Source organism: Streptomyces sp. NPDC007896, assembly GCF_042959425.1.
Taxonomy (GTDB): domain Bacteria; phylum Actinomycetota; class Actinomycetes; order Streptomycetales; family Streptomycetaceae; genus Streptomyces.
Map to the genome: position 1 here is coordinate 745,384 of NZ_JBIBKX010000002.1, position 23,256 is coordinate 768,639.

The following is a 23,256-nucleotide window of genomic DNA, read 5'->3' on the forward strand; positions in this document are numbered from 1 at the left end:
CGGACATGGGTCCCCATCCTGCGGTCGCGGCGATACGCCTGGCGGTCCGCCGCGTACTCCACGACATCCTCACCGACCACACCCGTCCCCCAGGCGAGTCCTCCCCGCTCGTCCTCGTCGCCTGCTCCGGCGGCGCCGACTCCATGGCGCTCGCCTCCGCGCTCGCCTTCGAAGCCCCCAAACTCGGCATCCGCGCCGGTGGCATCACCGTGGACCACGGTCTGCAGCCCGGCTCCGATCTGCGCGCCGACGACGTCGTCTCCCGCCTCGTCGAGCTCGGCATGACCCCCGTCGAGTCCCTCGCCGTCACCGTGGGCCGCGACGGCGGCCCCGAGGCCGCCGCCCGCGACGCCCGGTACGCCGCCCTGGATGCCGCCGCCGTGCGCCACGGCGCCTCCGCCGTCCTGCTGGGCCACACCCGTGACGACCAGGCCGAGACGGTGCTGCTGGGCCTCGCCCGCGGCTCCGGCATCCGCTCCCTGTCCGGCATGGCCGCGGTCTCGGGGGCCGGCGGCCGTTACCGCCGACCGTTCCTGCACCTGGACCGGCAGACCGCCCGCAAGGCCTGCATGGTCCAGTCGCTGCCCGTCTGGGACGACCCGCACAACGCCGACCCGGCCTACACCCGCTCCCGGCTGCGCCACGAGGGCCTGCCCGCCCTGGAGAAGGCGCTCGGCAAGGGAGTCGTCGAGGCCCTCGCCAGGACGGCACAGCTGTCCCGTGACGACGCCGACGCCCTCGACGCCTGGGCCCGCCAGGCCGAGGCCTCCGTACGCGACACGGCGGGCCTCCTGGAGTGCGCGAAGCTCTACGCCCTGCCGCCCGCCGTACGCCGCCGCATCCTGCGCCGCGCCGCCATCGAGGCGGGCGCCCCGGCCGGTTCGCTGTTCGCCCGCCACATCGAAGAAGTCGACCGGCTGATCACCGGCTGGCGCGGTCAGGGAGCCATCAATCTCCCGGGCAAAGTCGTCGCTCAGCGGCAGGGTGGCAGACTGGTGATTCGGCAAGGCTGAAACCGGACCCTCCATCGGGACCGCTCGCGCGGCTCTCCGGGACCCCTCACTCGGGTCACGGGCGGTCCGGGTGGCCGCCCAGGAAAAGTGGGACCGGACGACCGAAAGTGATGCGGGTGGACGCGAAAGACATGAGCACCGACCTCAAGTCGGTGCTCATCACCAAGGAAGAGATCGACGCCAAGCTGGCTGAGCTGGCCGCGAAGATCGACGCGGAGTACGCGGGCAAGGACCTGCTGATCGTCGGTGTCCTCAAGGGCGCCGTCATGGTCATGGCGGACCTCGCGCGTGCGCTGTCCACCCCCGTCACCATGGACTGGATGGCGGTGTCGTCGTACGGCGCGGGCACCCAGTCCTCGGGTGTGGTGCGGATCCTCAAGGACCTCGACACCGACATCAAGGGCAAGCACGTCGTGATCGTCGAGGACATCATCGACTCGGGGCTGACCCTGTCCTGGCTCATCTCCAACCTCGGTTCCCGCGAGCCGGCCTCCCTCAAGGTGTGCACGCTGCTGCGCAAGCCGGAGGCGGCCAAGGTCGCGATCGACGTGGAGTGGGTCGGCTTCGACATCCCCAACGAGTTCGTGATCGGCTACGGCCTCGACTACGCGGAGAAGTACCGCAACCTCCCGTTCGTCGGTACGCTCGCGCCTCACGTCTACGGCGGCTGAACCTCCGGGTCCCAGTCCTCGTAAGACGATCGGGAACCCCAGCGGGTTTCGCGCCGTTGGAGCATGCGTGGGCGGGATTGCCAGTCGTCCCCTGCAGCTTCGGGTGACAATGCTGGGGTACCGTCCGAAGAACAGTCTTTATAAGTCTTTATCAAACTCACTATGGCAGGAGGGACGGGGCGGCACCGCTCCGTATGGATGGACGTGAAGCGATACTTCCGTGGGCCGGTCATGTGGATCGTGCTGGCCGTCCTTGCCGTGGTCGTGTTGATGCAGGTCGTCGGCTCGTCCGGCGGCTACAAGACAGTGGACACCGGCCAGGTCGTCCAGGCGATCAATGACAACAAGGTCCAAGAGGCCAAGCTGACCACCGGTGACGAGCAAGTCATCAAGGTGCAGCTCAAGGATGGCCAGAAGGTCTCCGGCAGCTCCAAGATCCAGGCGAGCTACATCGGTGACCAGGGCGTCAACCTCGCCAACACACTCCAGGACAAGTTCCAGAACAAGCAGATGCCGGACGGCTACACGGTCTCGCCGTCCAAGCAGAACCCGTTCCTCGGCATCCTGCTGTCTCTGCTTCCCTTCGTCCTCATCGTCGTCGTCTTCCTGTTCCTGATGAACCAGATGCAGGGCGGCGGCTCCCGGGTCATGAACTTCGGGAAGTCCAAGGCGAAGCTCATCACCAAGGACACCCCGAAGACGACGTTCTCGGACGTCGCGGGTTCGGACGAGGCGGTCGAGGAGCTCCAGGAGATCAAGGAGTTCCTCCAGGAGCCGGCGAAGTTCCAGGCCGTCGGGGCGAAGATCCCCAAGGGCGTGCTCCTGTACGGGCCTCCTGGAACCGGTAAGACGCTGCTCGCACGCGCTGTCGCGGGCGAGGCAGGCGTCCCCTTCTACTCGATCTCGGGTTCCGACTTCGTCGAGATGTTCGTCGGTGTCGGTGCCTCCCGAGTCCGTGACCTGTTCGAGCAGGCCAAGGCGAACGCTCCGGCGATCGTCTTCGTCGACGAGATCGACGCGGTCGGCCGCCATCGCGGCGCCGGCCTCGGCGGTGGTCACGACGAGCGCGAGCAGACGCTGAACCAGCTGCTCGTCGAGATGGACGGCTTCGACGTGAAGGGCGGTGTGATCCTCATCGCCGCCACGAACCGGCCCGACATCCTCGACCCGGCGCTGCTGCGGCCCGGCCGCTTCGACCGGCAGATCGCGGTCGACCGCCCGGACATGCAGGGCCGTCTGGAGATCCTCAAGGTTCACCAGAAGGGCAAGCCGGTCGCGCAGGACGTCGACCTCTCGGCCGTCGCCCGCCGCACCCCCGGCTTCACGGGTGCCGATCTCGCCAACGTGTTGAACGAGGCCGCGCTTCTGACGGCCCGCAGCGACATGAAGCTGATCGACAACTCCATGCTGGACGAGGCGATCGACCGCGTGGTCGCGGGCCCGCAGAAGCGGACCCGGATCATGTCGGACAAGGAGAAGAAGATCACCGCGTACCACGAGGGCGGCCACGCCCTGGTCGCGGCGGCGTCTCCGAACTCCGACCCGGTCCACAAGATCACGATCCTGTCGCGTGGCCGTGCCCTCGGCTACACGATGGTCCTGCCGGACGAGGACAAGTACTCCACGACGCGCAACGAGATGCTGGACCAGCTGGCTTACATGCTGGGCGGCCGCGCGGCCGAGGAGCTCGTCTTCCACGACCCCACCACGGGCGCTGCGAACGACATCGAGAAGGCCACCGCAACGGCCCGCGCGATGGTCACGCAGTACGGCATGACCGAGCGTCTGGGCGCGATCAAGTTCGGCGGCGACAACACCGAGCCCTTCCTGGGCCGGGAGATGTCGCACCCGCGTGACTACTCGGAAGAGGTCGCCGCGCTCGTCGACGAAGAGGTCAAGAAGCTCATCGAGAACGCGCACAACGAGGCCTGGGAAATCCTGGTCGAGAACCGCGACGTCCTCGACGCGCTGGTGCTCCAGCTGCTGGAGAAGGAGACGCTGAGCAAGGAGCAGATCGCCGAGATCTTCGCTCCGATCCACAAGCGCCCGGCCCGCCCCGCGTGGACCGGCTCCTCCCGGCGCACCCCGTCCACCCGCCCGCCGGTGCTCTCCCCCAAGGAGCTGTCACTGACGAACGGGGCGAACGGATCGACGTCGGCCATCGCCAATGTGACGGAGTCCGTCCCGGCGAAGGAAGTGGCTCCGGAGGACCGCTCCGAGGGCTGACCCGGCTCCCGGCGGCCCCACCAGGCCCGGAATGGATGCCGCGCCCCCCAGGTTCTAGCCTGGGGGGCGCGGCATTTTCGCACGACCGCATGTTTTGGACGCGTCGACCAGCACGCGCAAGATCCACAGGAACGAGGACCACATGACCGACCCCGTGACGCTGGACGGCGAAGGTGTGATCGGCGAGTTCGACGAGAAGCGCGCTGAGAACGCCGTACGGGAGCTTCTCATCGCGGTCGGCGAGGACCCGGACCGCGAGGGACTGCGCGAGACGCCCGGGCGGGTCGCCAGGGCGTACAGGGAGATATTCGCGGGGCTGTGGCAGAAGCCCGAGGACGTGCTGACGACCACCTTCGACCTCGGGCACGACGAGATGGTGCTCGTGAAGGACATCGAGGTCCTCAGCAGCTGTGAGCACCACCTGGTGCCGTTCGTCGGCGTGGCCCATGTCGGCTACATCCCGTCCACGGACGGCAAGATCACGGGTCTGTCGAAGCTGGCCCGGCTCGTGGACGTCTACGCCCGGCGGCCACAGGTGCAGGAACGGCTCACCACGCAGATCGCCGACTCCCTGATGAAGATCCTGGAGCCGCGTGGTGTGATCGTCGTCGTGGAGTGCGAGCACATGTGCATGTCGATGCGCGGGGTGCGCAAGCCCGGCGCGAAGACCATCACCTCGGCCGTGCGTGGCCAGCTGCGCGATTCCGCCACCCGCAACGAGGCGATGAGCCTGATCATGGCGCGTTAGCGCCCCGGCCCGTACGCCCGCCGCGTGCCCCGTCCGTCAGGCGACGGGGGCCGCGCCCCCGTGTTCGTTGTCGTCGTCCTCCGGGAGCTTGCAGACGCGCTCCAGGAAGAAGGCGGCCGCTATCACGGCGATGCCGGCGAGGACCGAGAAACCGGCGTAGATGGCCTGGTCGCGACGGGCGGGGATGTCCAGGGACTCGAGCAGGAACGCGCCCGTACCGCCGTACATGCCCGACACCAGGGCCGCGACCAGGGCGCTCGCCTGGCCGAAGACGACCGCGCGGGCCGCCATCAGGGGGTCGATGCCCTTGGCGCCGGGGCGGCGTTCACGCTGGGCCTTGAGGCGGGCGCGCAGCGAGAGCGCCGTGGACAGCAGGACGACGGCGATCAGGGCCAGGACGACGGGGGCGGCCAGCGGGACCCGCGGGAGGGTCCCCACCGCGCTCCACAGGCGTGCGCCCGCCCAGGACAGCACACCGGCCACGACGAACACGGCTGCCAGCGTCCTGATGCGCAGCTGTTTCACGTTGTTGTCCCTTTGCCCCTCTTGTAAGCCCGTCTTGGTCGTCCTGACCTTAACGACTACTCGGGCAGCCGGAGTTCCAGGTCGGGCCGGGGCAGGACACCTTCCCGGGTGACGGCGGTGAGCAGGTGGGCCACGGGGCCGCGGTCGGGCAGCTGGGCCTCGGGCTCCACGTCGTGCCAGGGGGCCAGTACGAAGGCCCGTTCGTGGGCGTGCGGGTGAGGGAGGGTCAGGACCGGGTCACCGGAGACGACATCGGCGTACGCCACGATGTCCACGTCGATCGTGCGCGGGCCCCAGCGCTCGTCCCGTACGCGGTGGAAGGCCTCCTCGATCGCGTGTGCCCGCTCCAGGAGCGAGGACGGCGGGAGGGTGGTCTTGAGGACCACTACCGCGTTGAAGTACGTCGGCTGGCTGCCCGGTTCGACGCCCCAGGGCTCCGTTTCGTAGACGGGCGAGACCGCCTTGACGCGGAGGCCGGGGGTGTCCTCCAGGGCGTCGATGGCGCCCTGAAGGGTCTCCAGGCGGTTGCCCAGGTTCGAGCCGAGGGAGAGCACCGCCCGTTTCGGGTTCTGCAGGGTCGTGTCGGCGGCGTCCACCCGCTCGACCACGGAGGCGGGCACCGGCTGTACGGTCGGGTCGCTCTGACCCTCGGTGAAGTAGGCGGTCATACTCGGCTCCGGGTGATCGTGACGGTCACGTCGTCGAAGGGGACCGTGATCGGCGCGTCCGGTTTGTGCACGCAGACCTCGACCTCCTGGACCCCGTCGTGCTTCAGACAGGTCTGGGCGATGCGCTCGGCGAGGGTCTCGATGAGGTCGACGGGCTCGCCCTCGACGACGGCCACGACCTCCTCCGCCACGATGCCGTAGTGCACGGTCTTCGACAGGTCGTCCTCGGCCGCGGCCGGTCGGGTGTCCAGGCCCAGCGCCAGGTCCACGATGAAGGTCTGGCCTTCCTCGCGTTCCTTCTGGAAGACACCGTGGTGCCCGCGGGCCTTGAGGCCGCGCAGCGCGACACGATCCACGCGAATCACTCCTGCAATCGTCGGTAGCGGCCGATGTCCACCGAGTGCGGTCGGCGCACCGGCCTCAAACGAATCTACCTGCGGGCACTGACAGAGCTCGCCCGCGGGGACACGCGCCCACATGATGGTCATGAGGCTTCATCGGGCGTTTCCCCTGGGGAACACGGCGGCTCACGGGTTGGTAGCCGCCCCTACCCAGCGGTTCGTGATTCCAACCACTCCTTGGTGCCCGTGGGCCGCCCGCCCACCCGACCGGGGGTGTCCGGGGGCTCAGCGGGGGTGTTCTCGTCCTCAGCCGGGGGTGTCCTCGTCCTCCTCCTCGCCCGATTCGGCGAGTACGGGTGAGGCGTGGTGAGACCAGAGCTTCCAGCCGTCGGCCGTGCGGCGGAACACGTTCGTGGCGACGACCAGCTGGCCGACGAGCGGGCCGAGCTCGTCGCTGTCCTCGGGGGCGGGGCCGCCGCTGAGGATGTTCTCGGTGCAGGTCACCAGCGCGGTGTCGTCCGTGACGGAGACGTGCACGTCCGTCAGGAAGAACTGGATGTACTCCGTGTTCGCCATGATCAACGCGTACGAGCGCAGGACCTCGCCACGGCCGTTGAGGACCGGCCAGCCCGGGTGGACGCAGGAGATCACCGCGCCGTCGCCCTCGATGTCGTCGTCGGCGGTGTCCAGCGGGGCCAGCCACAGCGACGACAGTCCTTCGAAGTCACCCCGCTCGAGTGCCTCGTAGAAGGCGGTGTTGGCGAGTTCGACCTGCTCGATGTCGGTGCGGGGTGCGCTCACTGGGCTCCCTCGACGGCCCGGGCGACTCGTACGGCGTCGGCGGTGGCCCGTACCTCGTGGACGCGGACCGCCCAGGCACCCTGGTGGGCGGCGAGCGCGGAGACGGCGGCGGTGGCGGCGTCCCGTTCGCGGGCCGGCGGCGGGGCGCCCTCAGGGCCCGCCAGTACGCGGCCCAGGAACCGCTTGCGGGAGGCGGCGACGAGCAGGGGGTGGCCGAGTTCGCTCAGCCGGTCGAGGTGGGCGAGCAGCGACAGGTCGTGCTCGGAGTCCTTGGAGAAGCCGAGGCCCGGGTCGACGACGATGCGGTCGGGGGCGATGCCGCCCGCCAGAACGGCCTCCACACGTGCGTGCAGCTCGTCGGCGACTTCGGAGACGACGTCCGCGTACGTCCCCCTCACGTTGCCGCCCTCGAGGAAGCCGCGCCAGTGCATGACCACGAAGGGTGCGCCGGCCGCGGCGACGGCGGGGATCATCGCGGGGTCGGCGAGACCGCCGCTCACGTCGTTGACCAGGGCGGCGCCCGCGGCGAGCGACTGCTCGGCGACGGATGCGCGCATGGTGTCGACGGAGACGGTGACGCCCTCGGAGGCGAGGCCGCGGACGACCGGGATGACGCGCTTGAGCTCCTCCGCCTCGTCGACGCGGGTCGCGCCGGGGCGGGTGGACTCACCGCCGACGTCCACCAGGTCGGCGCCCTCGGTGACCAGGTCGAGGCCGTGTTTGACGGCGGCCGTCGTGTCGAACCAGCGGCCGCCGTCGGAGAAGGAATCGGGGGTCACGTTGACGACCCCCATGACCGCGCAGCGGTCCCAGGTCGGCAGTCCCGCGACATGGCCGCGGCGGCGCTCGGAGTTCATACGTCCAGCCTAGGCCTCCGGCGGGGGGCCGAATCGTCTGCGGGTTCGCTCCGGCGGGGGTCTTTTGGCCGCGTCGCGTCCTGTTTCCCGCACACCCACCCGACTCGGTCGGCCAGGCAGTCCCGTCCGGGTGTGGTCTCGGGAGGGTGAGGAGCGCCCTCGGGGTGCGGTCTCGGTCGGGTGAGCAGTCGCCTTGAAAGTCGGGTGAGCAGTCGCCTCGAAAAGGGCGGACGTGTTGATGTCGGGCCCCAGGGGAGACCACGGCCCGAGCGAGGGGCCCCAGGGCTGGGGTAGGGGCCCTCGCTCGGGCCTGTTCAAGGGGGCTACGCCGCCCTGACCCCGCGTTCCGCCACGCCGTGGGCGCACGGGCGCGGAGCCGGTGTGCGGCGGCGCAGCAGGCTCGGGAGAGCCAGGTTCACGAAGCCCTCGGCCTGCATGGCGGCGATGCCGATGCGCGGAAGGTCGCGGGAGGAGCGGTAGACGACGAAGCGGGGCTCCCAGCGGGGGCGGAACTTCGCGTTGAACTTGTACAGGGACTCGATCTGGAACCAGCGCGAGAGGAAGACGAGCAGGCCCCGCCAGGCTCGCAGTACCGGCCCCGCGCCGATCTTCTCGCCGCGTGCCAGCGCCGAGCGGAACATCGCGAAGTTGAGCGAGATCCGCTTGATGTCCAGACGCGGGGACGCCTCGAGCGCCGCCACGATGAGGAGCTCGTTCATGCCGGGGTCGGCCGAGCGGTCGCGGCGCATGAGGTCGAGGGAGGCCCCGTCCGTGCCCCAGGGGACGAAGTGCAGGACGGCCTTCAGGTCGCCGTACGGGCCGAGCGCGTCGTCCGCCTTGTGGGCGGTGGCGATCAGGCAGTCGCCGTCGGACGGGTCGCCGATGCGGCCGAGCGCCATGGAGAAGCCGCGCTCGGTGTCCGTGCCGCGCCAGGCCTCGGCCGCACGTCGTATCCGCTCCAGCTCGCCCTCGCTGAGGTCACGGATGCGCCGCACCCGGGTCTCGTAGCCAGCCCGTTCGATGCGCTTCACCATTTGACGCACGTTGCGCATCGCGCGTCCGGACAGGGAGAAATCCGCGACGTCCACCACCGCCTCGTCGCCGAGTTCGAGGGCGTCGAGGCCGGTCTCGCGGGTCCACACCTCGCCGCCCGTCTCCGAACAGCCCACGACGGCGGGGGTCCAGGAGTGGGCCTTGGCCTCGTCCATGAAGCGTTCGATGGCGCCGGGCCAGGCCTCGACGTCACCGATGGGGTCGCCGCTGGCGAGCATCACGCCGGAGACGACGCGGTAGGTGACGGCCGCCTTGCCGCTGGGGGAGAAGACGACGGCCTTGTCGCGGCGGAGCGCGAAGTGGCCGAGCGAGTCGCGGCCGCCGTGCTTGTCCAGCAGGGCCCGCAGCCGGGTCTCGTCGTCCTCCGTGAGGCGGGCGGCGGGGTGCTCGGGCCGGAAGGCCAGGTAGATCGTCGTGACGGCGGTCAGCCAGCCGAGCGCGCCGAGCGAGAAGGCGACCGTCCAGGACGTGGACCCGGCGTAGTCGACGGGGCCTTCGAAGCCGACCAGGCCGTACAGGACGTGCGTGATGCGGTCGGCCAGGCTCGGGTCGCCGACCATCCGGTTCTGGTGGGCACTGACGATGACCAGTCCGAGGACGAGGGAACCGGCACCCATGAGGACGAAGTTGGCGAGCGCGCGCCAGCGGCTGCGCGGATCGGGCAGGGCGGCGAACTCGCTCCGGTGGCGCAGCAGCGGCGCGAGCAGCGCGAGGGAGATGACGACGCCGATGATCGAATGGCGGTACGCGAACTGGGCGACGGCACCCGCCGGCAGCAGGACCACGGCGGCCCGCCACGCCCGGCGCTTGCGGCGCCGCAGCCCGTGTGCGAGCAGCAGCAGGAGTACGCCCGCGCTGAGCGACAGCGCCGCGGCGAAGGGGCCGAACGATCCGGGCAGCACCTCGGCCATGGTGTGCATACGGCTGCGCCGGAAGCGCGGGAAGACCCCCGCGGCGATGTCCAGGAGCCCTACGAGTGTGCAGGCCCTGGCGACGAGGGCGGGAACGGCCTCTGGGCGCGGACCACGGAGTATGCGTCGCGCCCTGCCCGTGCGGTCTGGAACCTCGCTCGACATTTCCCCATCTATCCTGACAGACATCGCATCCCGTAGTTCTGCGAGAGACCTTGAATCCGGCGCCATTCCGGCATCCGGCGACATTGCGCCCTCTAGGACGGTGTCTTGGGGGGTCAGGTTCACTCCCCAGCGGAAAGCCGGTTCAAAAGGCAAGGAAAGTCCTGGGCAAGCCCCCGCGAAGGAGCGGGGCGGCCCGGGGCGGAAAGCGCAGGCAGGACAGCTCATGGGTCTCACGAGCAACAAGGTGCTGGTGCTGGCGGTTCTGTTCGCCGTACTGCTGTTCGTCGGCACGGTGTGGTGGTGGCCGCGGCTGGCGCGACGCAGCTGGCGGGCCGTCAGTGGACGGATCGGACTGCTTCTGGTCACCCAGGTGGCGATCTTCGCTTCGATCGGCCTGTTCGCCAACCAGACGTTCGGGTTCTACGCGAGCTGGGCGGACCTCTTCGGTCAGGAGAGCGGCCAGGGCGTGGTCGTCTACCACGGCGGCCGGGGCGGTTCCGATGGCGGGCCTCTCCAAGTGGTCGACACCCAGCCGGTGAATGTGTCGGGCGGGACCCGGCCACAGATCGGCGGCCAGATCCAGAAGGTCGACATCGTCGGCCGTACGACGCACATCGCCACGCCCGCCTTCGTCTACCTTCCCCCCGAGTACTTCCAGTCGCGTTACCGCACCCGTACTTTCCCGGCGGTCACGATCCTCACCGGCTACCCGGGTACCGCCGCGGCGCTCATCAAGGGCCTGCACTATCCACAGACGGCCCACGAGTTGTCCAAGAACGGGCAGATGCAGCCGATGATCCTCGTCATGATGAGGCCGACGGTCGCGCCCCCGCGGGACACGGAGTGCGTGGACATCCCGGGCGGTCCGCAGACCGAGAAGTTCTTCGCCAAGGACCTCCCCGATGCCGTGTCGGCTCACTACAGGGTGGGCAAAAAGCCCGGAAGCTGGGGCATCGTCGGTGACTCCACGGGCGGCTACTGCGCGCTGAAGCTGGCGCTGCACCACCCCGAGGCGTACGCCGCCGCGGCGGGTCTGTCGCCGTACTACAAGGCACCGATCGACCCCACGACGGGCGACCTCTTCCATGGGAACAAGGAGCTGCGCAACAGCGCGGACCTGCGCTGGTTCATGCAGCACAAGCCCGCCCCCGACACATCGCTGCTGGTCACCAGCAGCAAGGTGGGCGAGCACAACTACAAGGAGACCCTCAAGTTCATCAGCCTCGTGCAGTCCAAGCAGCGCACCCGGATCGCGTCGATAATCCTCGACAGCGGCGGCCACAACTTCAACACGTGGCGGCGGGAGATCCCGGCGACGCTCGAGTGGCTCAGCGGGCGGCTGAGCGACCGATGACCGGCGTCCCCGAATACGTGGGGGCCCTCGTGATACGCCCGAGCCTCCTGGAATTCCTGGAGTCCCTCGAATCTCTCGCATCACGCGAACTCAAGGGAATTGATCAACAAGTAGCCGCATTGCGGGGCAAGCGGGAGCCCTTGTGGGACAAGGAGTTGCCCCTATAGGCGGCTGAGACGGTGTGAAGCCCCTGGGGTAGCCGTGTTTTTACCGGGCGGGGCTCCACGATTCGCCTACGCGCGGTAAGTTTCTGGCCATGCCACGTGGACGTCACCGCCATTCCCCACCTCTGCACCGGCTGCTGCCTCCTTCGGCGATCGCAGGCGTCTCGCTCGTCTGCGCCGTGGGGCCCTGGCTGTTCACGGAACCAACGGTGCTCCGTGCCTTGGCCGCGGCCGCCGCGGTGACCGCCGTCGTGGGCGGCGTCGTCATGCGCCGCTGGGACACGGCGGCGGGCAAGCGCGTCGCGGACCTCACGCGCGCGCGTGCGAGTGACGAGTGGCGTCACGAGGAGCGCGTCGCCGAGCTCGAGACCGACCTCGACGAGTCGCGCGAGCTGCGCACCAAGCTCGAGCACAAGCTGCGCGCGAAGCGGGCGGAGCTGGCGGGCCTGCGCAACGAACACGCGGCGCTGCTGCGGCGGTACGCCACGGCGGAGACGGAGCGGGCGAGCGCCCTGGAGGGTCGCCGGCTGCTCGCGATAGAGACGGTGGCCCCCGCTCGCGCGCTGCCCGCCGCGACGGAGACCGTCGAGTCCGCGGAATCCGTGGACGCCGTGGACTCGGCGGGGCCGGAGGCTCCCGAAGGCGTGGCTGCCACGGACGAGGACATGAACGAGGGCGCGGGCGAAGGCACGGGCGAGGACACCGACGACGGTGTCACCGGCGAAGACGTGACCACCGTGGAGGCGCAGGACGCCGACGAGGAGTCGACGGACGCGCCCGCGTCTCCCTCTCCCCAGGTCTTCTCCCCGGCCGGGTCGTCGCTCTTCCTGCGTGCCGACGCCGCGCTGAGCCGGATCACGACGGGCGACGCGGCGACCGACGTCTCCGACGCGGACACTGGACCGGACACCGACCCGGACACCGATCCGGATGACGATGCGAAGCCCGGCGCCGAAGCCGAAGGCGACACTGAGGCCGACTCCGAAGCCGAGGTCGAAACCGCAGCCGCCTCGGATTCCGAGGCTGATGCCGATGCCCCCGCCTCAGACGAGCGTGAGTCCGCCAAAGGAGAGTTCGCCAAGGGAGAGTCCGCCGAAGGAGGGTCCGAAGACGGAGAACCCCCGACGGACGGTCCTCCGAAGGGCAACCGCCCCCTGACCGACGCCAAGACGGCGGCGCTGCCCGTCCCCGCCGCGCGCGCGGCGTCCATCGAGGCGGAGCCCGCCGCCCCGGCGGCCCACCCGGTGAAGCCTACGAAGCCCGCCCGTGCCTCCGGGCACTTCACCGTTCCGACCGCGGTGGCCGTCGCCCCGGCCGCGCCCGTGCGGCGCCCCTCGGTCGAGGGAGGGTTCGACTTCTTCGGTACGCAGAAGGGGACGTCCTCGGCCGCCATGGAGGCCATGCAGAACGAGGACCTCGCGGACGTGGTCGGACAGGAGGCGCTCGCCCTGCACAAGGCCGAGGCCGAGTCCGGTTTCAAGCCCGTCGACGAGGGGGCCCGCGGTGTCGGCCAGGTCATCGACCTGACCGCGCACGACGAGACCGAGCACATCGACCTGACGGAGCTGCGGACCGCGGCTTCCTGAGGCCGCCCGTACGTGACTCACGCACATGAGGGCAGTGGCTCGGGCCACTGCCCTCGCGTCGTCTCAGGCCGCACGCCGAGTCACGCCGGGTCACGCCGGGTCACGCCGAGTCACGCCGATTCACATCGGCTTACGTCATGTCACGCGGTCTCCCGCCGCCTCACGCCATCCACCGGTCCGGCCGGGCCTCGCGCCGACCCGTCCGTGACCGGTCGGCCTGCGCCTGAAGAAGCTCCGCGGCCTCCGAGGCGTCCCGCAGCCGCGCCGTCACCGTGTGGTTGGCCCCCGTGTCCACATGGACGTCGGCGACGCCCCTGAAGCGCTCCCAGGGCCCCTGTGTCAGCCGTACGCTCTGCACCTTCGCGTGCGGTACGAGCGAGAGGCGGCGGCGCAGCAGCCCGTGACGCGCCGCGAAGACGGTGTCGGTGACGGCGAGCCCGTACCCCCGCCACCACAGCGGCGCGCACCACCAGGCCCGGCGCGGCGGCCGGGACAGGCCGGACGGCACCGTCACCCCTGGCAGCACCCCCGCGATCACCGACTCGGCGACCTCGCGCGGAGCGACGGGTACGAGGACGGAGTTCGAGGACCCCGCCACGTCGAGTTCCACCCGTACCCAGCCGCGTCGCCGCCACAGCAGCGGCTCGACGATCCGTACGGTCTGCACACGTCCGGGCGGCACCGTCTCGTGCGTACGGTCGAGGAGGCCGTGGTCGATGCGCAGCCCGTCCGGCGACTCGCCCACCGTCCAGTCGTACTCGCCGACGAACCGCCCCACGCTGCTCGCGCCCGCGGCGCCGAGCAGTGGCACCCCGGTGGCGAGGACCGTCCACACGCTGTGGGTGGTGAACCACAGGAACGGGGGTACGACGAGCGCGGCGGCCAGGGAACCCCAGGTGGCGCCGGTGAGGACGAGGGAGACGGCGAGGAAGCCCGCAGGCACGTGCAGCAGCTGCCGCACCGGCGCCTCGCCGACCTCGTGAGCCGTCTCGGGGGCGAAACCGGCGGCGCGGGCCAGGAGCTCGGCGCGCAGGGCGCGGGCCTCGTCCTCGCCGAGGAAGGCGAGTTCGTCCTTCTTGTCCGTTCCTATGACGTCGAGTTTGAGCTTGGTGACGCCCGCCACGCGGGCCAGCAGCGGCTGGGTGACGTCGACGGCCTGCAGCCGGTCGAGCCGGATGTGCGCGGTGCGCCGGAACAACAGACCGGTACGGATGCGCAGTTCGGTCTCGGTCACCGCGAAGTGCGTGAACCACCAGCTCAGAAAGCCGTAGAGGGCCGCCGCCGGGACGACGACGGCGAGCCCGATGAGCAGCGCGGTCGTCGTCAGCCTGGTCAGCTGCTCCTGCGCCTGGTTGGGGTCGTGCACGGCCCATCCGGCGACCACGGCGACCGGCGCCCAGGCGCGCCGGAACGGTGTCACGGGGTGCAGCCGCCGCTCCATCAGCGGCTTCTCCTCCGGTATGGCGTCCTCCGCGCCGGGCGCCGGCGTGCTCACAGCCCCGCCGATCGGGCCTCGCCCAGCTCGGTCAGCCGGTCACGCAGCCGCTCGGCCTCGGCCGGGTCCAGGCCCGGGATGCAGGCGTCGGTCGCGGCGGCCGCCGTGTGCAGCTGCACGCTCGCCAGTCCGAAGTGCCGCTCCACGGGCCCGGAGGTCACCTCGACCAGCTGCATCCGCCCGTACGGCACCACGGTCTCCTCGCGGAACAGCACACCCCGGCTGATCAGCAGGTCGTCCGCGCGCTCGGCGTACCGCCAGGAGCGCCAGTTGCGCCCCAGCATTCCCCAGCCCCACACCAGCAGGGCCAACGGCAGCAGTGCGAAGGCCGCCCAGACGTCGCCCGCGAACACCGCGAGAAGCAGCCCAAGGACGATCGTCAGCAGTCCCAGCCACACCACCAGCAGCAGCCGGCGCATCCGCAGCAGCCCAGGCGGCAGCCCGGTCCAGACCGGCTCCGTCGCCGTGCTTCCCGCGGTGTTTCCCGCGGTCTCCGCGCTCCCCGTATCCATGCCGCAAGGGTACGTACGACAGACTGTCCCCATGACTCCTACGACGGAGACCATGGTCGGTATCGGCGGCGCCGCGGAGAGCACCGACATGGTGCTCAACATCGGACCCCAGCACCCGTCCACGCACGGTGTGCTGCGGCTGAAGCTGGTCCTGGACGGTGAGCGGATCCAGCACGCGGAGCCGGTGATCGGCTATATGCACCGCGGCGCGGAGAAGCTCTTCGAGGCGCGCGACTACCGCCAGATCGTCATGCTCGCCAACCGCCACGACTGGCTTTCGGCCTTCTCGAACGAGCTGGGCGTGGTCCTCGCCGTGGAGCGGATGCTCGGCATGGAGGTCCCCGAGCGCGCTGTGTGGATGCGCACACTCCTGGCGGAGCTCAACCGGGTCCTGAACCACCTGATGTTCCTGGGCTCGTACCCCTTGGAGCTGGGCGGGATCACCCCGATCTTCTACGCCTTCACGGAGCGCGAGGAACTCCAGCACGTCATGGAGGAGATCTCCGGCGGGCGCATGCACTACATGTTCAACCGCGTCGGCGGTCTCAAGGAGGACCTTCCGGCCGGCTGGACCACCCGCGCGCGCGGCGCCGTCACGGCTCTGCGCTCGCGGATGGGCGTGTACGACGACCTGGTGCTCGGCAACGAGATCTTCCGGGGACGTACGCGGGGCGTGGGCGCCCTCGCGCCGGAGACCGTGCACGCCTACGGAGTGAGCGGGCCGATCGCGCGCGCCTCGGGCGTCGACTTCGATCTGCGCCGGGACGAGCCGTACCTCGCCTACGGGGAGCTCCAGGACACCCTGAAGGTCGTCACCCGACAGGAGGGCGACTGCCTGGCCCGCTTCGAGTGCCTCCTCGGGCAGACGCACAACGCGCTCGACCTCGCGGACGCCTGCCTCGACCGGCTCGCGGACCTTCCGCCCGGGCCGATCAACCAGCGCCTCCCGAAGGTCCTGAAGGCGCCCGAGGGACACACCTACGCCTGGACCGAGAACCCCCTCGGGATCAACGGCTACTACCTGGTCAGCAAGGGCGAGAAGACCCCGTACCGGCTGAAGCTGCGCTCGGCCTCGTTCAACAACATCCAGGCGCTGGTGGAGCTGCTGCCCGGGACGCTGGTCGCGGACATGGTGGCGATCCTGGGGTCACTGTTCTTCGTGGTCGGGGACATCGACAAGTAGGGCGTCGACAAGCGGGCCGTCGGCCAGTGGATCGTCGGCAAGCAGGCCGGGGATCATCGGGTTTGGAATTCCAACCGGCTGGAGCAGCCAGCCGAAGTCACCCAGGCCGCCGGTCGCGGTGAGTTCGGCGGCTTCCCCTGCGCCCGCCAGAGCGCGTACGTAGGCGGTGGGGTCCGTGGCGGCGAGCGAGAGCGCGGGCCGGGCGCCGCTCACGCCGAGCGCGCGCAGGGCCGCCCGCTGGGTCACCACGCGTCCTCCGGGCAGCGCGCACGCGTCCAGCGCCACATGTGCCGTGATGTCGCACGAGCCGTCCGGCACGGGCACCGTCTCCCGGCCCTCGCGGAAGCCGGTGAGTGTCCCGAAAGGCGGTCGCGCGGCGGCGAAGTGCGCGTAGTCGACGGCGACGGCGAGCCCCCGGTCCAGGGAGGCGACCGCACTGGCCCAAGCGGTATCTCTAGGGAGGCCGATCTCGGCGCGGGCCCCCTCGAAGGGCACCTCTTCGGAGGGCGTCCCCGGGAAAGGCACCTCTTCGGAGGGCGTCCCCGGGAAAGGCGCCTCTTCAGGGGCCAGTGGCCACCACCTCCGCAGCCACTCCGCCGCCGCCCCATCCACGGGCTCACCCAGGCGCTCGGCCCCGTCGTCATCCCGTACGAGAACCAGCCGGGTTACGCCCGTCGCGTCCACCTCCGCCACGTCCACCGGCACGTTGTCCAGCCACTCGTTGGCGAACAGCAGCCCGGTGATCCCCTTCGGGGGCTGGGTGAGCCACTCGATCCGGTGATCGAGACCGGCGGGGCGGTCGGCACGTTCGACGGCGTAGCCCCGCGCGCGGGAGGCCACTTCGGCGGGGAGCGCGGCCAGGACACCGGTCACCAGCTCACCGCGGCCCGCCGCCATGTCCACGAAGGCGAGCTCGGCAGGGCGGCCGAGGGCCTCGTCGACCCGGCACAGCAGCCGGGCGACGGCCCCGGCGAACAGCGGGGACGCGTGCACCGACGTACGGAAGTGCCCGGCCGGCCCCTCGGGCCCGCGATAGAAGCCGGAGGGCCCGTACAGGGCCTCCTCCGTCGCCTCGCGCCAACCTCGCCACTCACCTGTCCCCACACGCCTCACCGAGCCAGGCTAGGCCCTACCGAAAGACAGGCCCTAGCCGTCTCGGGCGGGGGAGCATCCACCTTGGGGAGTACGAGCGCCTCTTGCGGATCGACCCTCCGGTTGACCCCTGCACACTGCATGCTTCCCTACGCTGGGTTACGTGCAGCGCCTCTATGACTTCCTCCGCAGGCACCCGACGTGGGTCGACAGCTTCTGGGCCGTCGTCCTGCTCGGGATCTCCGGCGTGAGCCTGACCAACGTCAACGGCGCCGCCGACCAGCGCGGGTCGCTCGCCGCGGCGCTCCCGATCGCCGTCGTACTGAGTGCGGTCGTCGCGCTGCGCCGCCTCATGCCCGAGAAGATGCTGGTCCTGGCCGCAGTGGTAGGTGTCGCACAGGTGGTCCTGGACGTCCCGCCGGCGCCCGGGGACTTCGCGATGCTGGTGATCATCTATACCGTCGCCGCGGACGGTGCCCGCTGGGCTTCGCGCCTCGGGCTGATCGGCGGCCTGTGCGCGGCGACCGTCGGGCAGCTCCGCTGGCCCCTGAGGGATCAGGGGCCGCTGGGCGCCGTCCTGATAGTGATCTTCCAGACGGTTCCGTTCGCGCTCGCCTGGGTCCTCGGTGACTCCATCCGCACCCGCCGCGCCTACCTCGCCCAGCTGGAGGAGCGCGCCGCCCGCCTGGAGAAGGAGCGCGAGGCGCAGGCCAAGGTGGCCGTCGCCGCCGAGCGCGCCCGGATCGCCCGAGAACTGCACGACGTGGTCGCGCACAACGTCTCGGTGATGGTGGTCCAGGCGGACGGTGCCGCGTATGTCATGGACGCCGCCCCCGAGCAGGCCAGGAAGGCCCTCGAGACCATCTCCGGGACCGGCCGCCAGGCCCTCGCCGAGATGCGCCGCCTGCTCGGCGTGCTGCGCACCGGCGAGCACCAGGAGAGCGGTGAGTACGTGCCGCAGCCCGACGTCGAGCAGCTCGACGACCTCATCGAGCAGTGCCGCACCTCGGGCCTGCCCGTCGACTTCAAGGTCGAGGGCACCCCGCGCCCGCTGCCCAGCGGGGTGGAGCTCACGGCGTACCGGATCGTCCAGGAGGCGCTCACCAACACGCGCAAGCACGGTGGCCCGAACGCGGGTGCGAGCGTGCGCCTGGTCTACTTCGACGACGGGCTCGGACTGCTCGTCGAGGACGACGGCAAGGGCGCGCCCCACGAGCTGTACGAGGAGGGCGGCGCCGACGGCCAGGGGCACGGCCTGATCGGGATGCGCGAGCGTGTCGGTATGGTCGGCGGCACTCTGGACGCGGGGCCGCGCCCCGGTGGAGGCTTCCGCATCAGCGCCCTGCTGCCGCTCAAGTCGGCTCACTGACACCTGTAACGACACCTTTTGGCCGGTTCCAAAGCTTTTTGACCGTTGATGGAGAGGGAAGAGACCCCGATGGCGATCCGCGTGATGCTCGTCGACGACCAGGTGCTGCTGCGCACCGGCTTCCGGATGGTGCTCGATGCCCAGCCGGACATGGAGGTCGTGGCCGAGGCGGGCGACGGCGTCGAGGCCCTCCAGGTCCTGCGGTCGACCGCGGTCGACGTGGTGCTGATGGACGTACGCATGCCGAAGCTGGACGGTGTGGAGACCACCCGCCGCATCTGCTCGGATCCCAACCCGCCGAAGGTGCTGATCCTCACCACCTTCGACCTCGACGAGTACGCCTTCTCCGGGCTGAAGGCGGGCGCCTCCGGCTTCATGCTCAAGGACGTGCCGCCCGGCGAACTGCTCACCGCCATCCGCTCCGTGCACAGCGGTGACGCCGTGGTCGCGCCCTCCACCACCCGGCGCCTGCTCGACCGGTTCGCGCCGATGCTGCCCCACGTCGGCAAGGAGCCCCAGCACAAGGAGCTGGAGCGGCTCACCGACCGTGAGCGCGAGGTGATGGTGCTGGTCGCGCAGGGTCTGTCGAACGGCGAGATCGCGGCCCGTCTCGTGCTGTCCGAGGCCACCGTGAAGACGCATGTGGGGCGCATCCTGACCAAGCTGGGGCTGCGGGACCGGGTGCAGGTGGTGGTCCTCGCCTACGAGACGGGGCTCGTACGGGCGGGCGGGCAGCGTTGATCCGGGACGGGCACCGCTGATCCGGGGCGACGGGCCGGCGGGGTGATGGTGGGTGCGTGACCGGGGCGTAACCGGGGCCCACTAGGGTCTGCGCATGCTCCTGTGGATCAACGGCCCCTTCGGGGGCGGCAAGACACAGACCGCACACGAGATCCAGCGGCGGCTGCCCGGCAGCGTCGTCTGCGACCCGGAACACGCCGGCTTCGGTCTGCGCCGCATGCTGCCGCCCGAACTGCGTGGGGACTTCCAGGACTTGGCGTCCTGGCGACAGGGTGTGGTCGAGGTGCTCGACCTCGCCCTCGGCAAACACGACGGCGTGGTCATCGCCCCCATGACGGTCACCAACGCCCGCTATTTCGAGGAGACGGTCGGGCGGCTTACCGAACTGGGCCACGACGTACGGCACTTCGCGCTCCTCGCCGAGCGCGAGACCGTACTGAAGCGGCTACGGGAACGCGGCTTCGGACACCTCCTGCAGTACGTCGCCGGGAAGGACGCCCCGCTGCGGCACGAGAGCTGGGCCGTGCGGCAGCTCGACGACTGCCTGGAGCGGCTGCGCGAGCCTGAGTTCGCGGAGCACCTGTGGACCGATCACACGACGGTCGCCAAGACGGCCGACCGGATCGCCGTGCTCGCGGGACTGACGCTGACGCCGAACAAGGACGGGGTGGTGCGGGGGCGGCTGCGGCGGGCGTGGGCCGGCGCCAAGCACATCCGGTTCGACTGAGCCTTCGGAGCGTCGGACACGGGCCTGCCGACCTCGACGCGGGCCTCGACGCGGGCCACCGGGCTCGACGTGGGGCCACCGGGCTCGACGTGGGCCAGCGGGCTCGACGTGGGGCCGCAGGGCTCAGCGCAGGATGCCCTCAAGGAAGTCGCTGCCCAGCCGGGCCACGACGCTGACGTCGAGCTGGTGCAGCACGTACCGCCCGCGGCGCCTCGTGGTGATCAGGCCCGCCTTCTTCAGCACGCCCAGGTGCCGGGATATCTCCGGGGCCGTCATCCCGTTCACCTGCGCCAGCTCGCCCGTGGTGAACGCGCTGCGGGCCAGGCTGCGGCAGATCCGCATCCGGACCGGATGGGACAGGGCGGTCATCCGCAGGGTCAACTGCTCCAGCGAGAACGGTGCCGCGAGCTCCGGGGAACCGACCGGGTAGTGCAGCACCGGTTGCCAGCCGTAGCGGTGCAGCACCATCAGGTGCGGCCAGCCGAGACTGGTCGGCACGAGGAGGAGTCCGCCCTCCCCGGTGGCCGTCTGGCCCTGGCCCAGCTTGTCGACCGTGATCGTCCGGCCGGTCTCGTCGAGCGTCACCGCCGGGGACACCGAGGCCATGGCCTCGGCCAGGCCCTTGTGCCGCAGGAGGTCCGTCTTGTGGCGGGCGTCCGCCGCGAGCTGGTGGCGCAGCCGGGACCAGGTCTCGGCGAAGAAGGCCTCGTCGCAGTCCTCCAGGAACTGCCGCAGCCATGCCCGGATCTGCGGCGGATCGTCCAGCAGCCGCTTGCTGAACCGCACCTGCTGGGGTCCGCGCGCGGCGGCCAGCTCCAGCGCGCGCTGCTGCAACTCCGGGTCGGCGAGCGTGTCCCGGCCCGGCGCCGCGTACGGAAGCGCGCAGGTGAACTCCAGGGCGGCGTCCACGAACTGCTCGTCGGTCAGCTTGTCCAGCAGGTCCAGCTCCTCGGCGAGCGTGGCGCCCGGGAGCGCGGTCCTGCCGGGAATCCCCGCGTACGGCAGGAACAGGTCCGAGAACGTCGTCCGCCACAGGAAGTCGGCCTCGCACATCCGGTCCGCGAGATGCGAGTCGAGCCGGGCGGTCACACCGGTCGCCCAGCCCTGCAGCCCGGGGTGGTGACCCGGCTCGGACAGCGCGTGCAGCGCCATGCAGAGCTCGGCCAGGGGTGACGGCACGACGGAGATCCGCTCCTGCCGCAGCCCGGTGACGTCGATGTGCACGCTCATGACCTCATGGTGCACCCCGCCACTGACAACGCCGTCCTCGATTGACGGCGACCGTCAATCGAGGCGACAGCCACCGAGGACGGGCGCAGTCTGGGACGACCGGGGCAACCGCGGGCCTTCGGATCCCCCTCCCGTCGTGCGTTTGCGTTCCCGAGAGGCGATGAGCCATGAGCATCACCCAGCAGTACCTGCTCGACAGCTACCGGGCCCGCCGGCACGGCGAGCCGGCCCCTCCGGCGCCCGGCGCGCACGACTGGCAGGTCGCCCGCGAGCTGCGCGACCTCCGGCGGTTCCGGGCGGTCGTGGCGGGCCGCCCGGCCCACGGGCGGATACGCCAGGCTCGGGGCCGGTGGCTGCGCGGACGGCGGCCGCACCCGGGCCGCTGACCTCCGTGCGGGGTGGCCGACCGCCGGCGTCCGTGCGGGGTCGGCCGGGCGCCGGACTCAGTGTGCGGTCAGCCGGGCAGTCGCTCGACGAACTCCCGGACGGCCGCCCGTACGTCCTGCGCCGTCCACTCCAGACCGGGCGCCGCCACCGTGACCTCGGTGAGCGCGAGCCCCGGACCGCCCCGCATCCAGCTCTGAGAGAAGAGCGAGGTCTTCGTCTCCTCGGTCTGCCGCAGCGCCGCGTCCGTGAGGACGTCGGGGTCGTACGGCAGCCAGACCTGGAACTGGTGGGTGTGCGGCTCTTCCGGGTGGACGCGCGCCCAGGGGACCTTGGCCTCCGTGAAACCCTCGCGCAGGGCGGAGGCGACCACGCGCGCGTGGGCCACGTACTCCGGCAGCCGGGGCAGTTCCCGGTCCAGGCCGATGAGCGCGGCGAGCACCGTGGGGAACTGCTGGAGGATCATGCCGCCGTACCGGTGCCGCCAGGTCTTCGCCTCGTCGATCAGCGTCTTCGGGCCCGCGATCGCCGCCCCGCCGAAGCCTTCGAGCGACTTGTAGAACGACACGTAGACGCTGTCCGCGAGGCCCGCGATCTCGTCCAGCGGGCGGCCGAAGTGCGAGGTGCACTCCCACAGGCGGGCTCCGTCGAAGTGGACCACCGCGTCACGATCCCGGGCGGCTTCCACGACCTCGGAGAGTTCCTCCCAGGAGGGCAGCACAAAACCGGCGTCCCTGAGCGGCAGTTCGAGCAGCAGCGCCCCGAAGGGCTCCTCGAAGTCCCGTATCTCCTGGGCCGTGGGCAGCCGGGGCTCGTCGGTCACCCGCACCGGGCGCAAGCCGCTGACCTGGCTGAACGCGTGCCGTTCATGGACCTCGGGGTGGCCGAGCGCATGGAGGGCGACGGTCGGGTTCCCGGTGCGGCCCGCCCAGCAGCGCAGGGCGACCTGCTGGGCCATGGTGCCGGTGGGGAAGAAGGCGGCCGCCTCCTTGCCGAGCAGGCCCGCGACCCGCTCCTCCAGGGTCTCGACGATCTGGCCGCCGTACACGTCGACGGGCCGGTCGAGGTCGTACACGCCCTCGGCGCCCTCGTTCAGCCAGGCCAACCGCTCCCGGACCGTGTGCTGGTGGCTGGGCCGCCACAGCACGCGCCGGGCCGCCCGCAGCGCGGCACCCCGCCGCTCCCGCAGCCGCTCGGCCGCCTCTTCCGGATCCTGGCCCGCACTCTCCGGGTCCTGTCCCACCGTCATCGGGTCCTGTCCCGCCGTCGCTTCCGCCGTATCGCTCATCCCCGGATGATGTCGCGCGCGGCCCCGCCTCGGCATCCTCGTTTTCCGCACCCCCGCGACCTGCGGAAACCCACAGCCTGTGGACAACGAAAACGACGCTCGAACCAATCGCGTTAACATGACGAGAAATCGTCCGGTACCCCGAGCGGACT

Annotated in this window: 22 protein-coding genes; 11 read left to right on the forward strand and 11 right to left on the reverse strand. The window is 70.7% G+C overall.

What is annotated here, in order from left to right:
• The first annotated feature begins 5 nt into the window (after positions 1-5).
• The 4 genes from tilS to folE all read left to right on the forward strand — a co-directional run bounded on the left by tilS (position 6) and on the right by folE (position 4,658).
• Complete coding sequence (tilS, locus tag ACFZDJ_RS10855; protein WP_384919070.1) at positions 6-1,013, forward strand: tRNA lysidine(34) synthetase TilS; 1,008 nt, start codon at positions 6-8, stop codon at positions 1,011-1,013.
• Positions 1,014-1,123: 110 nt separating this feature from the next.
• Positions 1,124-1,684 (forward strand): hypoxanthine phosphoribosyltransferase, encoded by a 561-nt coding sequence (hpt, locus tag ACFZDJ_RS10860; RefSeq protein ID WP_168509975.1) that lies wholly within the window; start codon positions 1,124-1,126, stop codon positions 1,682-1,684.
• A 198-nt stretch (positions 1,685-1,882) separates the two neighbouring features.
• Positions 1,883-3,910, forward strand: coding sequence for an ATP-dependent zinc metalloprotease FtsH (gene ftsH, locus ACFZDJ_RS10865; RefSeq protein WP_391057879.1), 2,028 nt, complete (start codon positions 1,883-1,885; stop codon positions 3,908-3,910).
• 142 nt (positions 3,911-4,052) lie between these two features.
• Positions 4,053-4,658 (forward strand): GTP cyclohydrolase I FolE, encoded by a 606-nt coding sequence (gene folE / locus ACFZDJ_RS10870; protein WP_168509977.1) that lies wholly within the window; start codon positions 4,053-4,055, stop codon positions 4,656-4,658.
• Positions 4,659-4,694: 36 nt separating this feature from the next.
• Here folE and ACFZDJ_RS10875 read toward each other — a convergent pair whose 3' ends face one another.
• The 6 genes from ACFZDJ_RS10875 to ACFZDJ_RS10900 form a co-directional block, all read right to left on the reverse strand.
• Complete coding sequence (locus ACFZDJ_RS10875) at positions 4,695-5,183, reverse strand: DUF3180 family protein (protein WP_391057790.1); 489 nt, start codon at positions 5,181-5,183, stop codon at positions 4,695-4,697.
• A 56-nt stretch (positions 5,184-5,239) separates the two neighbouring features.
• A complete protein-coding gene (gene folK, locus ACFZDJ_RS10880; RefSeq protein WP_168494229.1) occupies positions 5,240-5,851 on the reverse strand; it encodes a 2-amino-4-hydroxy-6-hydroxymethyldihydropteridine diphosphokinase in 612 nt (203 codons plus the stop codon).
• A complete protein-coding gene (folB, locus tag ACFZDJ_RS10885) occupies positions 5,848-6,207 on the reverse strand; it encodes a dihydroneopterin aldolase (protein ID WP_384919075.1) in 360 nt (119 codons plus the stop codon). Before folB ends, folK begins: the two co-directional genes overlap by 4 nt.
• A 291-nt stretch (positions 6,208-6,498) precedes the next feature.
• Positions 6,499-6,993 (reverse strand): nuclear transport factor 2 family protein, encoded by a 495-nt coding sequence (locus tag ACFZDJ_RS10890; RefSeq protein ID WP_168509979.1) that lies wholly within the window; start codon positions 6,991-6,993, stop codon positions 6,499-6,501.
• Positions 6,990-7,850, reverse strand: a complete 861-nt coding sequence (folP, locus tag ACFZDJ_RS10895; RefSeq protein ID WP_101399895.1) for a dihydropteroate synthase — start codon at positions 7,848-7,850, stop codon at positions 6,990-6,992. The genes ACFZDJ_RS10890 and folP overlap by 4 nt, the downstream gene beginning before the upstream one ends.
• Before the next feature lie 323 nt (positions 7,851-8,173).
• Positions 8,174-9,979 (reverse strand): phosphatidylglycerol lysyltransferase domain-containing protein, encoded by a 1,806-nt coding sequence (locus tag ACFZDJ_RS10900; RefSeq protein ID WP_168509980.1) that lies wholly within the window; start codon positions 9,977-9,979, stop codon positions 8,174-8,176.
• 223 nt (positions 9,980-10,202) lie between these two features.
• On the opposite strand from ACFZDJ_RS10900, the gene ACFZDJ_RS10905 reads away from it, so the two are divergent.
• Both ACFZDJ_RS10905 and ACFZDJ_RS10910 read left to right on the forward strand, forming a co-directional pair.
• Positions 10,203-11,333 (forward strand): alpha/beta hydrolase-fold protein, encoded by a 1,131-nt coding sequence (locus tag ACFZDJ_RS10905; protein ID WP_168509981.1) that lies wholly within the window; start codon positions 10,203-10,205, stop codon positions 11,331-11,333.
• Positions 11,334-11,589: 256 nt separating this feature from the next.
• Entirely contained in the window at positions 11,590-13,083 is a 1,494-nt protein-coding gene (locus ACFZDJ_RS10910) for a hypothetical protein (protein WP_391057793.1), read from the forward strand.
• A gap of 160 nt (positions 13,084-13,243) precedes the next feature.
• On the opposite strand, the gene ACFZDJ_RS10915 is transcribed toward ACFZDJ_RS10910, so the two are convergent.
• Positions 13,244-14,524 (reverse strand): PH domain-containing protein, encoded by a 1,281-nt coding sequence (locus ACFZDJ_RS10915; protein ID WP_168517643.1) that lies wholly within the window; start codon positions 14,522-14,524, stop codon positions 13,244-13,246.
• Between the two features lie 50 nt (positions 14,525-14,574).
• Positions 14,575-15,090, reverse strand: coding sequence for a PH domain-containing protein (locus ACFZDJ_RS10920; protein ID WP_391057796.1), 516 nt, complete (start codon positions 15,088-15,090; stop codon positions 14,575-14,577).
• Positions 15,091-15,121: 31 nt separating this feature from the next.
• Between ACFZDJ_RS10920 and ACFZDJ_RS10925 the strand changes: the two genes are divergently transcribed.
• Complete coding sequence (locus ACFZDJ_RS10925; protein WP_351700266.1) at positions 15,122-16,273, forward strand: NADH-quinone oxidoreductase subunit D; 1,152 nt, start codon at positions 15,122-15,124, stop codon at positions 16,271-16,273.
• On the opposite strand, the gene ACFZDJ_RS10930 is transcribed toward ACFZDJ_RS10925, so the two are convergent.
• The gene (locus tag ACFZDJ_RS10930) at positions 16,238-17,386 is read right to left on the reverse strand and encodes an SAM-dependent methyltransferase (protein WP_390934325.1); all 1,149 of its coding nucleotides are present in this window, start codon (positions 17,384-17,386) and stop codon (positions 16,238-16,240) included. The genes ACFZDJ_RS10925 and ACFZDJ_RS10930 overlap by 36 nt on opposite strands.
• Positions 17,387-17,528: 142 nt before the next feature.
• Between ACFZDJ_RS10930 and ACFZDJ_RS10935 the strand changes: the two genes are divergently transcribed.
• The 3 genes from ACFZDJ_RS10935 (at position 17,529) to ACFZDJ_RS10945 (ending at position 20,202) form a co-directional block, all read left to right on the forward strand.
• Entirely contained in the window at positions 17,529-18,734 is a 1,206-nt protein-coding gene (locus ACFZDJ_RS10935; protein ID WP_390934326.1) for a histidine kinase, read from the forward strand.
• Between the two features lie 69 nt (positions 18,735-18,803).
• Complete coding sequence (locus tag ACFZDJ_RS10940) at positions 18,804-19,475, forward strand: response regulator transcription factor (RefSeq protein WP_101399904.1); 672 nt, start codon at positions 18,804-18,806, stop codon at positions 19,473-19,475.
• Between the two features lie 94 nt (positions 19,476-19,569).
• The gene (locus tag ACFZDJ_RS10945; protein ID WP_390934327.1) at positions 19,570-20,202 is read left to right on the forward strand and encodes an AAA family ATPase; all 633 of its coding nucleotides are present in this window, start codon (positions 19,570-19,572) and stop codon (positions 20,200-20,202) included.
• 123 nt (positions 20,203-20,325) lie between these two features.
• Here the strand turns inward: ACFZDJ_RS10945 and ACFZDJ_RS10950 are convergent, their stop codons facing one another.
• The gene (locus ACFZDJ_RS10950) at positions 20,326-21,432 is read right to left on the reverse strand and encodes a DUF5937 family protein (RefSeq protein WP_390934328.1); all 1,107 of its coding nucleotides are present in this window, start codon (positions 21,430-21,432) and stop codon (positions 20,326-20,328) included.
• A 167-nt stretch (positions 21,433-21,599) separates the two neighbouring features.
• On the opposite strand from ACFZDJ_RS10950, the gene ACFZDJ_RS10955 reads away from it, so the two are divergent.
• Entirely contained in the window at positions 21,600-21,818 is a 219-nt protein-coding gene (locus tag ACFZDJ_RS10955) for a hypothetical protein (protein WP_391057799.1), read from the forward strand.
• Between the two features lie 68 nt (positions 21,819-21,886).
• On the opposite strand, the gene ACFZDJ_RS10960 is transcribed toward ACFZDJ_RS10955, so the two are convergent.
• Entirely contained in the window at positions 21,887-23,104 is a 1,218-nt protein-coding gene (locus ACFZDJ_RS10960) for a beta-eliminating lyase-related protein (protein ID WP_390934329.1), read from the reverse strand.
• Between the last annotated feature and the right edge of the window lie 152 nt (positions 23,105-23,256).